The organism is Flexithrix dorotheae DSM 6795, from assembly GCF_000379765.1.
In the GTDB taxonomy this organism is placed as follows: Bacteria; Bacteroidota; Bacteroidia; order Cytophagales; family Flammeovirgaceae; genus Flexithrix; species Flexithrix dorotheae.
On the sequence record NZ_KB903430.1, the window covers coordinates 835,771 to 850,299 of the forward strand.

General features: G+C 37.9%; 15 protein-coding genes. 13 read left to right on the plus strand and 2 right to left on the minus strand.

Annotation, left to right across the window (positions count from 1 at the left end):
• The first annotated feature begins 20 nt into the window (after positions 1-20).
• The 7 genes from A3EM_RS0103680 to A3EM_RS0103710 all read left to right on the plus strand — a co-directional run bounded on the left by A3EM_RS0103680 (position 21) and on the right by A3EM_RS0103710 (position 6,664).
• A complete protein-coding gene (locus A3EM_RS0103680) occupies positions 21-413 on the plus strand; it encodes a hypothetical protein (RefSeq protein WP_020526818.1) in 393 nt (130 codons plus the stop codon).
• Positions 403-1,698, plus strand: a complete 1,296-nt coding sequence (bioA, locus tag A3EM_RS0103685) for an adenosylmethionine--8-amino-7-oxononanoate transaminase (protein ID WP_020526819.1) — start codon at positions 403-405, stop codon at positions 1,696-1,698. The genes A3EM_RS0103680 and bioA overlap by 11 nt, the downstream gene beginning before the upstream one ends.
• Complete coding sequence (locus tag A3EM_RS0103690; protein WP_211211934.1) at positions 1,688-2,800, plus strand: aminotransferase class I/II-fold pyridoxal phosphate-dependent enzyme; 1,113 nt, start codon at positions 1,688-1,690, stop codon at positions 2,798-2,800. Before bioA ends, A3EM_RS0103690 begins: the two co-directional genes overlap by 11 nt.
• Positions 2,793-3,452: a DUF452 family protein gene (locus A3EM_RS0103695; RefSeq protein ID WP_020526821.1), complete on the plus strand. Its 660-nt coding sequence runs from the start codon at positions 2,793-2,795 to the stop codon at positions 3,450-3,452. The genes A3EM_RS0103690 and A3EM_RS0103695 overlap by 8 nt, the downstream gene beginning before the upstream one ends.
• A gap of 267 nt (positions 3,453-3,719) precedes the next feature.
• The gene (gene bioC, locus A3EM_RS0103700; protein ID WP_044237092.1) at positions 3,720-4,487 is read left to right on the plus strand and encodes a malonyl-ACP O-methyltransferase BioC; all 768 of its coding nucleotides are present in this window, start codon (positions 3,720-3,722) and stop codon (positions 4,485-4,487) included.
• On the plus strand, positions 4,484-5,170 hold the full coding sequence (gene bioD / locus A3EM_RS41425) for a dethiobiotin synthase (protein ID WP_020526823.1): 687 nt from the start codon (positions 4,484-4,486) through the stop codon (positions 5,168-5,170). The genes bioC and bioD overlap by 4 nt, the downstream gene beginning before the upstream one ends.
• Before the next feature lie 114 nt (positions 5,171-5,284).
• A complete protein-coding gene (locus A3EM_RS0103710; protein ID WP_020526824.1) occupies positions 5,285-6,664 on the plus strand; it encodes an MATE family efflux transporter in 1,380 nt (459 codons plus the stop codon).
• Between the two features lie 475 nt (positions 6,665-7,139).
• Here the strand turns inward: A3EM_RS0103710 and thiL are convergent, their stop codons facing one another.
• Entirely contained in the window at positions 7,140-8,168 is a 1,029-nt protein-coding gene (thiL, locus tag A3EM_RS0103715; protein WP_020526825.1) for a thiamine-phosphate kinase, read from the minus strand.
• A gap of 531 nt (positions 8,169-8,699) precedes the next feature.
• Between thiL and A3EM_RS0103725 the strand changes: the two genes are divergently transcribed.
• The 6 genes from A3EM_RS0103725 (at position 8,700) to A3EM_RS0103750 (ending at position 13,310) form a co-directional block, all read left to right on the plus strand.
• Positions 8,700-9,350, plus strand: coding sequence for an MCP four helix bundle domain-containing protein (locus A3EM_RS0103725; RefSeq protein ID WP_020526827.1), 651 nt, complete (start codon positions 8,700-8,702; stop codon positions 9,348-9,350).
• A 46-nt stretch (positions 9,351-9,396) separates the two neighbouring features.
• Positions 9,397-9,969: a pentapeptide repeat-containing protein gene (locus A3EM_RS0103730; RefSeq protein ID WP_020526828.1), complete on the plus strand. Its 573-nt coding sequence runs from the start codon at positions 9,397-9,399 to the stop codon at positions 9,967-9,969.
• Between the two features lie 65 nt (positions 9,970-10,034).
• Positions 10,035-10,445, plus strand: a complete 411-nt coding sequence (locus tag A3EM_RS0103735) for a hypothetical protein (RefSeq protein WP_020526829.1) — start codon at positions 10,035-10,037, stop codon at positions 10,443-10,445.
• A 235-nt stretch (positions 10,446-10,680) separates the two neighbouring features.
• Entirely contained in the window at positions 10,681-11,241 is a 561-nt protein-coding gene (locus A3EM_RS45485) for a YceI family protein (RefSeq protein WP_020526830.1), read from the plus strand.
• 106 nt (positions 11,242-11,347) lie between these two features.
• Positions 11,348-12,619 carry a hypothetical protein gene (locus tag A3EM_RS0103745; protein WP_020526831.1) on the plus strand — a complete coding sequence of 424 codons (1,272 nt, stop codon included), beginning with the start codon at positions 11,348-11,350 and terminating at the stop codon, positions 12,617-12,619.
• A 55-nt stretch (positions 12,620-12,674) separates the two neighbouring features.
• Positions 12,675-13,310 (plus strand): YceI family protein, encoded by a 636-nt coding sequence (locus A3EM_RS0103750; RefSeq protein ID WP_020526832.1) that lies wholly within the window; start codon positions 12,675-12,677, stop codon positions 13,308-13,310.
• Between the two features lie 19 nt (positions 13,311-13,329).
• On the opposite strand, the gene A3EM_RS0103755 is transcribed toward A3EM_RS0103750, so the two are convergent.
• Positions 13,330-14,481, minus strand: a complete 1,152-nt coding sequence (locus A3EM_RS0103755) for a hybrid sensor histidine kinase/response regulator (RefSeq protein WP_020526833.1) — start codon at positions 14,479-14,481, stop codon at positions 13,330-13,332.
• Between the last annotated feature and the right edge of the window lie 48 nt (positions 14,482-14,529).

Below are 14,529 nucleotides of genomic sequence, written 5' to 3' on the forward strand. Positions count from 1 at the left end.
ATTCCTACTTTTGCTTTTTCATGGAAAGCAAAAATCTGATATCGCCCTCTTTTGTAGTCTTTTCCCGCTGGACCAGGAAAAGTTTTGCGGTATTTGCCAGTTTAGGCAAGGTGATCAATATCGCCAGACTGGCTGTAGATATTTGTGTGACTTCATTTTGCAAAATTCCTTCTGTTTTAAGATTGCTCAACTATGAAGCCCAAAAGGAAGGGGATTTTGTAACCTTTGATTTAGAGGAAGAAGGCCAAGGGCTTCCACTCTGGATTTTAGAATTATGCTTATTATCAGGTTTAATAAAATTTGATTCTTCCTATTTATTAGGAGATTGTTCAATGATAATCATCAGGCAAAGCCCATGCACTGCATTTTGCAACGCATGGGCTTTGTTATTTTCAATAGAAAATGGAAAATAATTCATTACTCGAATTCGATAAAAAACACATTTGGCACCCTTACACTTCCGCTACTCATCCTTTGGAGTGCTTTATGGTGAAGGAAGCCCATGGCGTGACTTTAACACTTGACAATGGTCAAAAATTAATTGATGGCATGTCGAGTTGGTGGTCGGTGATTCATGGATACAACCATCCTGTTTTGAATGAAGCTTTAAAAAAGCAAACTGACCAGATGGCGCATGTGATGTTTGGCGGACTCACTCACCAACCAGCTATCGAACTCGCGCAACAACTACTCTCTGTTGTTCCCAAAGGCCTGGAACATATTTTTTATTGCGATTCTGGATCTGTGGCTGTGGAAGTAGCCATGAAAATGGCCTTGCAATTCTGGCATGCTTCAGGCAAAGGGCATAAAAATACTTTTGTAACTGTGCGAAAAGGCTACCATGGAGATACCTGGCACGCCATGTCCGTTTGCGATCCTGATACAGGGATGCATCATATTTTCAATGATAAACTACCCAGGCAATTCTTTTTGTCTGCGCCAAAATCTAAATTTCATCAGGCATTTCAGGAGGATGAATTAATAGAAGCTGAAGAATTTTTAAAGAAAAATGCAGTAAATATTGCCGCTTTTATTTTAGAACCCATAGTTCAGGGAGCCGGGGGAATGCGATTTTACCATCCTGAATATTTGAAAGGCATAAAAGCCTTGTGCGAAAAATATCAAATCTTACTCATTGCTGATGAAATTGCCACCGGTTTTGGGAGAACCGGGAAATTATTTGCCTGCGAACATGCACGGATCACTCCGGATATTATGTGTTTGGGAAAAGCCATCACAGGAGGATATATGTCGTTTGCCGCCACCCTGTGCACTCAAAAAGTTGCCACCACTATTTCCAGTGGGCCTCCAGGAGTTTTCATGCATGGGCCAACTTTTATGGGAAATCCCCTGGCAGCCTCATTAGCATTGGCCAGTATCAATTTACTTCTGGAAAGTGACTGGCCACAAAATATTAGCCGGATAGAAAAACATTTGCAACAAAATTTATCCAAACTCCAGAAGCTGGATGCAGTCAAAGATGTCCGGGTATTGGGAGCCATTGGAGTAGTAGAAATGCAAGAGCCGGTGGACATGCCAGTAATCACCAAAAAGTTTGTGGAAAAAGGCATTTGGATGCGTCCTTTTGGCAAACTGGTTTACACCATGCCTCCTTTTGTCATTTCCGATGATGAGCTCAGTAAATTGACCAATGGCATTTTTTCCGTAATTGAAACACTATATGGAAATGGAAAGTAAATTCAACACAAAACTCGAAGAGCTGAAGGCAGAGGGAAATTTCCGGATTTTGCCAGAACAGCCAGGCCCCAATTTACTCAACTTATGTTCCAATGATTATTTGGGATTGGGAAATGATGAGCATTTATATAAAGAATTTCTGAGTGGTCTTTCCCAAAAAAGAGTTCCTTTTACCGCTTCTTCTTCACGCCTGTTGAGTGGAAACTCCAAGGAATATGGTCAATTGGAAAGCCTGATTTCGACTGCCTATGGGAAAGAAGCCTGTTTGCTGTATAACAGCGGGTATCATGCAAATGTGGGAATTATTTCAGCTTTGGCTGGTAAAAATGATTTGATTATCTCTGACAAATTAATTCATGCCAGTTTGATTGATGGTATCCGGCTTAGTAAAGCTAATGTGCTGCGGTTCAGGCATCTGGATTACGATCATCTGGAACAAATTTTAGTAAATCACCGCAGTGAATATGATCAGGCTTTCATTTTAAGTGAGAGTATTTTCAGTATGGATGGAGATTTGGCAGATTTGGAAAAACTGGTGGAGTTAAAGCAAAAATTTAATTGCTTTCTTTATTTAGATGAAGCCCATGCTGTTGGGGCAGTAGGGCAAAAAGGATTAGGATTAGCTGAAACCTTTGATTTAATCTCCGAAGTTGATTTTATGGTGGGAACATTTGGAAAGGCACTGGCTTCGGTTGGCGCTTTTGTATGTTGTAAAAAGCTTTTCAAAGATTACCTGGTGAATCATTCCCGAACTTTGATTTATACCACCGCCCTCCCCCCGATTAACCTTGCCTGGTCTAAATTCATTTTCGAAAGGCTTCCTGATTTTCAACCGCTGAGAACAGAACTTCAACAACTAAGTTGTCATTTCGCCCAAAAACTAAGGCAAACTCCTCAAAGCCATATCATCCCATTTGTGATTGGCTCTAATGAAGCTACAATTGCACAATCGAAGCTCCTTCAGAAAAACGGTTTTCATGTACTCCCCATCAGGTATCCAACAGTGCCAAAAGGGACTGCCAGATTAAGGTTTTCCCTAAATGCCAAAATGACAACTGCACAACTCCAACCCATTATTAAACGATTAAAAGGAAATGAATAAAACCTGGCTAAATAAAGCGGAAAACAAAAACTGCATTCTCTTTTTCAATGGCTGGGGAATGGATGAAAATGCCATCCGCCATTTAGAGCTTGGAACTTTCGACCTCTGTATGTGGAATGACTATAACCCGCTGGAAAGTATTCCTGAAGAAGAATTTATGCCTTACGAAAAAATTTATCTGGTGGCCTGGTCAATGGGGGTTTGGGCAGCAACAGGGGTTTTGGAAAACTCTTCCCTTAAGTTCCAAAAAGCTATTGCCATCAACGGCACACCAATTCCCATTCATGATGAATTCGGTATTCCTAAAGCCATATTCCATCATACTTTGGAAAACTGGAATTTAAGGAATCGGGAAAAATTTAATCTGAGAATTTTTGGAGGAAGAAAACAACTTGAGCTACATCAAAAATTAAAATCCGCAAGAGCTGTGGAAAATCAGCGGTTAGAACTGGAAAATATAGGGATATTAGCCGCTGAGGAAAAGGGAACAGGTTTCACTTTCCATTGTGCCATGATTGGTCAAAATGATTTAATTTTTTCAAGGCAGAATCAGGTGAATTTCTGGCAGGGAAAAGTAAGGCTAATGGAAAAAGACATTCCTCATTTCCCATTTGGAATATTTAAGCAGTGGCAGGAAATTATTGATTTGTAAGGGTAGAGATGATACTGGGTCGAAATCATTTCCAAGGGAATGACCCTGTTTTTTTTATGATTGGGATTAAAAAACCTCCCCTGTATCCCCTCTAGAGGGGAATGTTGCTTTCCCCAATTGAGGGGGCCAGGGGGGAGGTAGAACAAGGCAATTATTTTAGTCTTAATCTTTCAATTTCTAAAAGTTAGCGGTACAAATGATTCATCAGGACAAATGTTTGAATAAGTAAATATCACCCGAATGGAATGCGCAGACATACAACTAAAAATGATTGAAAAAGAAATTGTAAAAAAGAGGTTTAGGAAAAGTGCCGGGACTTATCATCAAAAGGCAAAAATCCAGCAGGAAGTGGTGAAAAAACTGGCTGATATATTCTCCCGGATTTATCCTTCCAGTACCATAAGCAGATTACTGGAAATTGGCTGTGGTACAGGTTTTTTAACTCAAAAAATATTGAGCAACTTCAATGTAAATCAATTTTTTATTAACGATCTGGTAAATCCTGAAAACATTCTTGAAGCTCAAATCAAAAACCAACTTTCCTCCAAAAGGGTTAACTACTGCTCTGGAGATGCAGAATCCATAATCCTGCCCACAAACTTAGGGGCAATTGTTTCTGCTTCCTGTTTCCAGTGGTTCAACGATTTGGAAAGTTTTTTCCATAAAATTTCTCCGCTGATCAATAAAAATGGTCTATTGGCTTTCAGCACTTATGGGCCGGAAAATTTCAGGGAAATCAAATCTATATTGGGTACGGGACTGGATTACCATTCCAGAGAAACAATCAGCCATTTATTAAAAAGTGATTTTGAAATTTTACATGAGGAAGATTGGCTGGATTTACTCAAATTTCAAACTCCTATTAAAGTTTTGAAACATATTAAATCCACAGGTGTCAATGGAATTTCCCATGAGTTTTTGGGCAAAGAAAAGCTGCAGAACTTCATTTCAGCATACCTGAACCTCTATACAAATCAGGATGATTCGGTGAGTTTAACCTATCATCCAATTATCGTTATTGCCAGAAAAAAATGAAAGGAAAAGAGTTTTTTATCAGTGGAATAGATACAGATTGTGGGAAAACCTATATTACAGGATTATTGGCTTACCACCTCAAAAAGTCAGGAAAAAAAATTATCACTTCAAAATTGATTCAAACAGGGTGTAAGGGCATTTCTGAAGATATTTTAGCCCACAGGAAATTGATGGAATCTGATCTTTTGCCTGAAGATAAATCTGGCCTGACTTGCCCAGTTGTTTTGTCCTATCCGGCTTCTCCGCATCTGGCAGCAGCCATTGATGAGGTGGAAATAAATTTTTCTCTATTCCGAAAATCTGCCAATGAGTTATTAGATAAATATGAAATAGTGCTTTCAGAAGGCGCAGGAGGATTGATGGTACCACTTACGCCTAATTACCTCATTTTGGACTACATTAAAGAAAATCAGATTCCGCTGATCCTGGTCAGTTCTTCCAAACTTGGGAGTATTAACCACACCCTTTTAAGTGTTCAGGCATGCCTGGATAATGAGGTAAATTTGCACGGTTTTATTTACAACCAAATGCCCAACCATGACGAAGTCATAGGAAATGATTCTTTTAATTTCTTTAAAACCTACCTGAAAGCTCATTCCCCGGAAACTCATATTATGAGTAGCAGGCAATTAGATAAAAATAGGGCTGACGATTTGAAAGAAGTTGATGGAATTTTTATGTAAGGCTTCCCTGATAAAAAAGACTCCTTCCCATTGTTTTGCGAAAATCATTCTGATACTTTTGCACTTGAATAATTTACATGCATTAGTTTTTTCTGGTGCTTTTCTGTAAAACACATGAATATAATCTACCAGCTTAAGGGAAAAATGGAGCCGAATTTTATCCGGACTCTATTGACTTTGGCCCTGCCTATCTCCCTTCAACAAATGCTTACAGCTTCATTCAGCCTGGTGGATGTAGCCATGGTAGGTCAACTGGGAAAAATTGAGTTGGCTTCCGTTGGCCTTGTCAGCAAATTCTTTTTTGTTTCCATTCATTTGCTAAGCGGCCTGGGCAGTGGGGCAGGTATTCTGGCCGCCCAATATTATGGTAAACAGGAACACAGTGCCTACATCAAGGTTTTGGCGGTGGCACTTTTAACTTCACTGGTCATTACCGTGCCCCTGGGAATTGTTTCTTTATTTTTCCCTGAGTGGCTCATGGGCTTGTTGTCCAATGATCCGGCTATTATTAGCATTGGAACCAGCTACCTTTTTTATACCTTTCCCTATCATTTTCTTACAGGAATTGTACTGGCTTTTGGTTCTTTAAGCCGAAGCATCAACTATCCGAATTTACCTATGCTGGCAGGTTTGGTGGGCATAGTGCTCAACACAATTTTCAATTTCGTGTTAATATTCGGGCACTTTGGCTTTCCCGCATTGGGTGTGCAGGGCGCAGCTTTTGCCACAGTAATTTCCCGTACGGTTGAATGTATTATCCTCATTTATTTCATCAACCTGAAAAAGCTTCCTTTGCGCTTCCACTCCATGCTTCAGTTTATAGAATCGGTAAGTGTAGCAGGCTTAAAAAAACTGGTAAAAATCACTACACCCATAATGCTGAGTGAACTCACCTGGTCTTTTGGTGTTTTTGCTTTTTACCTGATATATGGCAGAATGGGTGCTACAGAATTGGCAGCCATGTCACTTATCGATCCATTAGAGGGAATTTTCATTCAGTTTTTTGTAGGTTTTGGAGCAGCATGTACCATTCTTTTAGGGTATCAGCTAGGAGCAAATAAATTTGAGGAAGCCTTCAATCGTGCCAAGTTTTTCATGGTTATGATTCCGTTTGGCGGATTATTAGCGGGAATCCTGATGATCTTATTTTCTTTCCCCGTGTTTGCACTTTTCTCCCAAATGGATAGCGAAGTACTGGAACTAGGCAGGGAAATTATCTACATCATGGGTTTTGTACTTTGCCTCAAGCTTTTTAACATGACGACTATGTTTGGTATCCTGAGAAGTGGTGGAGATACCAAAATGATTTTACTCATTGACTTTATTTCCATGTGGGGTTTTGGTGTACCCATGGCCTATGTAGGAGGAATTGTGTTAGGTTTTCCTTTGCAATGGGTGTTCATGATGTTATTGTTTGAAGAAGTGGTGAAAATGGTGCTGTCTTTTTATAGAGTGAAGTCCAGGAAATGGTTGAAGAATCTGGTGGATAATTAAGATGGCTAAGGCACAAAGTTATTCCAAACAAATATAGAGCAAGGATCACCCTGGCGCTTTAAATAAGTAGCGTTCTGCTGTTTTATTTTAAAATGTTATATTTCAGGGAGGCACTCAATGTTGTTAACATAAGGTGTAATATATTGCAAATCAATATACTATACTATAATGATTACTCTTTTTTATCTATCCACCACACAACCTAAGGGCTGTTAGCCCTTCAACCCAACCTCCTTTTTTGTCATTGACACAAAAAAGGAGGCAAAAAAAGTCTAGTCAGAAAGATGCTTCCTCCCACAAATCCCATCACACCTCCCCGCCTTTCTGACAGCCCGCCCTATTTTATTCTGCTTACCCACTATTTTAATATTAATTTCTAAAGTTGACAGGATTGAGCGAGACGCTGAACCGGTTTGAAAGCAGAAAGAACAAGGACGACCCTACCCTTGCACTATTGTAATTTAGGAATTTAACCCTAAAAGTGCTTAAATCCCTGAGCAGTTACATCAATTAACTGTTCGGCTCTGGTGACCATTTTTACCCCCTTATCGGCTTCCTGCATATAGCCAATAAAACTGATATCCGGATGGTTCTTAATTTTCTCATAATCTCCCTGATCTACCGTGAAAAGCAATTCGTAATCCTCACCTCCATTGAGCATGCAGGTGGCCAGTGGCAAATTAAATTCTTCAGTAGCTACTCTTGCAGTATTTTGTTCTATGGGAAGTTTATCTTCATAAATAACAGCCCCTAAAACTGCCCCTTTCGTAAGATGCAAAAGTTCAGAAGCAAGTCCATCGGAAATATCAATCATGGAAGTAGGTTTCAGTTTCAGTTCCCTAAAATCATAGATCACATCCATTCTGGCCTCTGGCTTCAGTTGCCTCATCACCAGGTATTCATTCTTCTCCAAATCAGGCTGCATTTCGGGGTTAGCCAAAAACTCCTGCTTTTCCCTTTCCAGTATCTGAAGCCCAAGGTAAGCAGCTCCAAGATCGCCAGTAGCACAAATAATATCTCCTTTTTTCGCTGTATTTCTATAAGTGATTTCTTCCTTTCTGGCCTTGCCAATGGCTGTAATAGAAATCACCAATCCCGATCGGGAGGAAGTGGTATCTCCGCCAATTAAGTCTACCTTATAATTTTTACAGGCAATATTAATTCCTTCATAAATCTCCTCTACAGCCTCTTGCGAAAATCGGTTACTCAGCCCGATATTCACCGTAATTTGCTCGGGAATGGCATTCATGGCCGCAATATCCGAAACATTTACAGCCACTGCTTTATAACCCAGATGTTTTAAAGGGGTATAGCTCAGGTCGAAGTGGACACCTTCCAATAGCATGTCAGAAGAAACAATGGTCTGAAGTTCCCCGGAGTTAATCACAGCAGCATCATCACCAATCCCACAGTAGGTGCTATCGTTATAGATTTTCACCCCATTCTTTATTTTTTTAATTAATCCAAACTCTCCTAATTTTTCCAGTTCTGTTCTTTTCTCCATTATTATTTCTCAACCTAGATTATGTTAACAAAAGGTAATATACACAATAAAAGGTAACTGTATTTTAAACAATTCAGTAAACTTAAATAACATTACAAAGTTAAACTGAAACTCAATGAAAACCCGATTAACTTTATTTTTTTTAGGCATAGCTTTTTTATTCGCCTCATGTGCTCCACGCCCCGAATGCCAAACCAAAGCCGCTAAGAAAAAAAGGAAATACTACAACAGTATTCAATATAGATAAATCGTCATGAAAGCTTTAAAATATTAAAAACAACAGCCCGTCAACCAGTCAGATTAAATTTAGTTATGATAGTAGTTTCAAAACCAGGTTCTTAACCTGGTTTTGTTTTTTTTATAGCTTACTAAAAAGTTTGAGTTTCCCATTTTATTCCAATTGAAATTTTACTTGTTGAGGAGGTTTATGAACCTGGCAACCATTCCGGTGGGTATTAGCAGTGAAATAGATAGAAATTAAACATGATCTTGAAGCCAGAATTGTTTATTTTTGATTTAAAGACAATAAACATGAACTGGACTTACATTATTAACCAAAAGGCGAAGGCGGCAATAGCTTTGGGCATTGTTTTCCTTCTTGTGATCGGAACAAATTTACTGGATAAAAAATATTTCTCAGATCTTCAGGATTCATTTTCCTCCATGTATGAAGATCGGTTAATGGCAGAAATTTACGTTTACCAGTTTTCTCATTTATTCTACCAAAAAAAAGTATTGACTGAATCTCCTGCAGAATCTTCAAACTTCTTAAGTAAGAATGAAGCTTTGAACGATTCAGTTTCTACACTCCTTTTGTTATACGAAGGGACAAAACTTACCGAAAAAGAAGCGGAAATTTTTAAGCAACTCAAAGTAGAAATAAATGAATTATTAATACTTGAATCTTCTAAAATTGCGGATTCCGAAGCTCAAACAAGCAAATTGAAAAAAATTGAATTAATTCACGAAAAAATTTCGAATAGCCTCGATGGCCTTTCTGCCATACAACAATTTGAAGGCAAGGAACTGATCGATAACTCCAAGCAGATAATTGCCTCCAGTAGTATCACTTCTCAGCTGGAAATGGGGATATTGATTGTGATAGGGCTGATTATGCAGGCATTGGTATTTACCTCTAAATCCATCATTCCTAAGTTCTCCCAAAACAAGAACCTAAATTAAGGAAATTAAAACAGAGTCACCCGTAAAGAAAATACATCACCAGAAAATGATCAAAAAAATAATTGACAACGAACTTTTCGAAAATATTGATTTTGCAAACACTAAACCGGTAATCGCTGAATATGAAATGTGCCGATTTGTGAATTGTTCATTTAGCGAAGTTGATCTTTCCAATATTACTTTTTTAGAATGTGAATTTGAAAATTGCAACCTGAGTAATGCGATTCTGAATAACTCGGCTTTTAGAGAAGTGAGCTTTTCCAATTGCAAATTGCTTGGACTAAATTTTAATGATTGCCATGAATTCCTGTTGTCCTTTAATTTTTATTCCTGCCAGCTCAACCTGGCTTCTTTTTATAAGCTCGACCTGAAAGGCACTAAATTTAAGCATTGCAGCCTGCATGAAGTGGATTTTGTAGAGGCCAATCTTACTAAAGCCACTTTTGAAAATTCTGATTTGAGCGGAGCCATTTTCGATAGAACTATTCTTGAAAATACTGACTTTCAGAATGCCCGCAATTATGCCCTGGACCCTGAATTAAACCAGATAAAAAGGGCTAAGTTTTCCCTTGCCGGATTGCCAGGCCTTTTGGGAAAGTACAATATTGAAATTATCTAATTCACGGGTTGGATTAATTCCTTCCTGAAATGATCTTCATAGTCTTGTAAACTTCTTTTTTTTTCATGCAAACAGTTTTTACTAGCGAATATTTAATTATCAAAACCGATCATGAGGCTTCTATTTTATATTGGGAATGGACGGAGGAAACGAAGCACCTGACAGATGATAAATTTTTGGCACTTGCCAAAATCATTATGGATAAGGCTTATGAGCTCAAATATCAAAATGCCATTGACAATGCCCTGAACTTTCGCTTTGCCGTTTCTGTCCAACTCCAGGAAAAAATGGCTGCCACTATGTTTTCCATCAGACGATATTTCACCTCCAGACTGGCCCATGTCAATGCAAAAGAAATGGTTTCCTCTTTAAGCCAACAACAGGTTTGGGAGGAAAATAAAGAGAAAAAATATGTAGAAAAATATTTTAATAATCTGGAAGATGCCATGGAGTGGATTAGAAATAACAATCTATAATCCTTCTTTGCCATTTAAGAGAAAAGTCATGTTTTTTCATGTTTATTGTCATCTTTTTCCATTTGCCTCAATTCTAATTTTACCATATCAAATTAACTAAAACCCTTTTTAAACAAGTAGAATATAAATTTATATCAAAGCTTGACAATATTTTACTTGCACTTTAACTTACATACGATTTACTCATTCACTATTTACCAACCCTAATTTTCTCGAAATTTTAACAACAAAATTCATGAATAAGAAAATTCAGATTTTTTTTATTCTGGCAGCTTTTTTATTGCCAGGACTCATTCAGGCCCAGCTATACAAAGTTGATGAATCCACTGATGTAAAAATAAATGGAGGTTCCACCATGCATGACTGGGAAAGTGATGTAGAGGAAGTAACCGGAAGCGCCAATATTACTACAGAAGGGAATATAATAAAGGAAATATCTTCACTCAGTATCCAGTTTGTGGTAAAATCTATTGAGAGCGGAAAAGGCAAAATGAACAGTCTTACCTATGAAGCTTTAAAGGAAAAATCGAACCCTAAAATCACATTCAATTTAACGAAAGTAAATAGCATTAATGGAAGTAATCTGGATGTGCAAGGTGACCTTACTATTGCCGGAAAAACCAACTCAGTAAACCTGAAAGGAAAAGCTTCGGTATCAGGCACTACCATCACCATTACCGGAGAACAGGGAATAGACATGACACAATACGGAGTTGATCCGCCCACTGCCATGCTGGGGACCATAAAAGTAGACCCAAATGTCACCATTAAATATTCTCTGGTATTAAAAAAATAGGATTTTGTTCCTGTAATCCTAAAAAATCATACTGGCTACTTCTTTGTATTCATCAAAGCAATTGATGATCTCTAAATTAATTTTATCTAAAAAACCATTCAAACCAATGAAAAAATTATATATTTTACCGCTATTATTCACTGTATTATTTTGCCAATATGCCCTGGGGCAAAAAAAGCTGGGGTTACAACCTGAAATCCAGAACTATAGGGTACCCGGTTTTGATGGCCTGAATGTTTTCGAAGACCCGAAAGAAGATGATATTGAATTTGAAGGGCTAAAAGTAAGAATTGGAGGTGACTTTGCCATGCAGTTTCAGGGACTTAACCACTCTACCGGAAGTACTTCCGATACCTTAGTAAATCTGGGAACCAACTTTAACCTTCCCACAGCCAACCTGAATATTGATGTACAATTAGCAGACGGAGTAAGAATGCACCTGAGAACTTATCTATCATCAAGGCACCATTCAGAAGCCTGGGTAAAAGGAGGGCATATTTCTATTGATAAATTAGATTTTATTCAGGAAGATTTTCTAAGTGAACTCATGGAAATGGTCACGGTAAAAATAGGTTTGGATGAAATCAATTATGGGGATGTTCACTTTAGGCGATCAGACAATGCCAGAGCTATTTATAATCCGTTTGTAGGGAATTACATTATGGATGCTTTTTCCACCGAGGCTTTTGGAGAAGTTTATTTGAGAAAAAATGGCTGGTTAGGTATGCTTGCCATCTCCAATGGAAAGCTTAACCAAAGTGTAATCACTGATCCAAATGCTGACAGTAAACTCTCCTTTTATGGAAAACTTGGATATGATAATGATATGAGTGAAGACTTGAGGTTAAGAGTAACAGGAAGCTGGTATATTAATAATAGTGATACTCGAAAGTATATTTATGCAGGAGACAGAGCAGGCTCAAGATATTACCATGTAATGGAAACTGTAGATAGTGGTGGGGATGATTTTAGCGGGAGATTTAACCCTGGTTTTAACCAGCTTACTTCATTCCAGATCAATCCATTTGTAAAGTATAAAGGATTAGAGTTTTTTGGCGTATTTGAATCTGCAACCAGTGGTAGTGATGAGGGAGGCAGTTATACACAATTAGGTGCAGAGTTGCTTTACAGGTTTGGTTCATGGGAGCAACTATATGTAGGAGGTCGATACAATAGTGTATCAGGTAATGATACAGATAACGGTCCTGATAAAAATATTTCAAGACTGAATATTGGTGGCGGCTGGTTTTTAACCAAAAATATTGTGGCAAAATTAGAATATGTGAACCAAAGCTACAGTGGTGATGGCTGGAACGGAGCCGTATTCCAGGATGGAGAATTCGATGGATTAATGATTGAAGCTGTGATTGGCTTCTAAATAAAAATTACTTTAACTTTGGCCCGGACCTTATAACCCGGGCATTTTTTTAATTATGTTCAGAAAGCTTTTTCTTTTTGGGGTATTTCTTTTTTTTCATTTTTGCAGTTATTCCCAATCTCTTTCGGGGAATATTACCACTACCCAAGTGGTGCTGCATGAGAGAAGTGAATTAACTATTCATGGGAAAACCAATGTGAATAATTTCTCCTGTACACTTGAGGATTTCGATAATAACGATACTATTTCTTTCATTTCCAATACCAAAAATGAAATTACTTACTTTGAAAATGCCCTGCTCAAAATCCCCGTACTAAATTTTGATTGTGGTCAAAAAATGATCACTTCTGATTTTCGGGAACTGCTCAATGAACCCTCCTACCCTGAAATTAAAATAGACTTTTTAAATATTCACCCACAAAAACAATCTTCGGGGAAAGGCTCCCTAACCCAGAAAAGTGCCTTTGGTTATTTTGAAGTAGAAATTGAAGTAGCTGGGGTAAAAAGAAAAACAAAGGTTAAAATATTAAAAGAGGAGCGATTGGCTCAGGAAAGATTTATTCATGGAGAAGTGGAACTGGATATCAAAGACTTTGGGCTCACTGCTCCTGAAAAAATGATGGGATTAATAAAAGTAAAAGATAAAATTTCCATTGCTTTTCAGCTTTCTTTTTATCGCCTTCCCGATTGAGTTTGGAGAGAAAAGGGAACTAACTACCCTTTGGCATTCTAATTTCAAACTGTATTTCCCCTTCTTCCAGGGTTTTTAGTTCAATGGACGCATTTCCTTTTTCCAGCAGTTTTTTGCATAATACAAAACCTAAACCTGTTCCCTTTTCGAAAGGTTTTACTTCATTTTTCACATAATAATCAAGGGAAAAAAGATTTTCCAGTTGTGGTTCATTTACACTAAATCCCTTTACATCTACCTGCATTAAAGATACATCATCCTCATTGTATGTCCGGATGATAATTTCCCCCTTTTTCTCTATAAACCTGGTGGTACTTTCTACAAAAATATTAATGAATGATTCCATTAAACTTTTATCCATCAGGACACTCACTTCCTCTTCAGTCTCAATTTCAATACTGATGTTTTTCTTTGCCATACTCAGATCGGAAAAATCAACACTATTATTCAATATTTGGTTTAACCGGATGGAAGTAGGCATCAGTTTTTCATTTTCCTTTTCCGCATTGGTCCACTTTACCAGGTTGCCCATTAAGCTACTGATGCTGTTGAGTGAATTTTTAATATTTTCAGCCACATATTTCATTTCTTCTTTAGAGAAATTATTAATGTTTTTGAAAAGTAAATTCACAAAAGCCGAAAGAGAATTGAGTGGTTCTTTTACATCAATGGAAATTACGGAAAAGAAAATGTCTTTAATGTTATTTAACTCTACCAGCCTTTTCTCCGCACTGGTCAATTTCTCATTATAAACCCTTAAATCCTCCTTTTGCTTTACAATTTCCTTGAAATAACTATATGATTTTAGCGCAGCCCTGGCTCTGGACAACAATTCTATTTTATCAACCGGCTTCTTGATATAATCCGTTACTCCGGCTTTAAATGCCTTTTCCAAATCACTGGGTGTAGCCATGGCTGTGACCATAATTACGGGAATATCTTTGGTATCAGGATTGTTTTTCAACTTTACCAAAAGGTCCAGCCCTGTCATTTTAGGCATCATCCAGTCTGCAATAATCAGGTCTGGTTTTTTTTTAAGGGCAAGGTCGTAGGCTTTTTCGCCATCAGGGGCACCCACAATCGAATGCTCTTCCTCCAGGTCTTTCAGGTACTTTAGGTTAGTTACTAAAGAAACCTTTTCATCATCCGCAAGCAAAATTGTATAAGCCATTCCTGTTGGTTAAAAAATCAAAAAATCCAGGACTCAAAAGTCCGATAT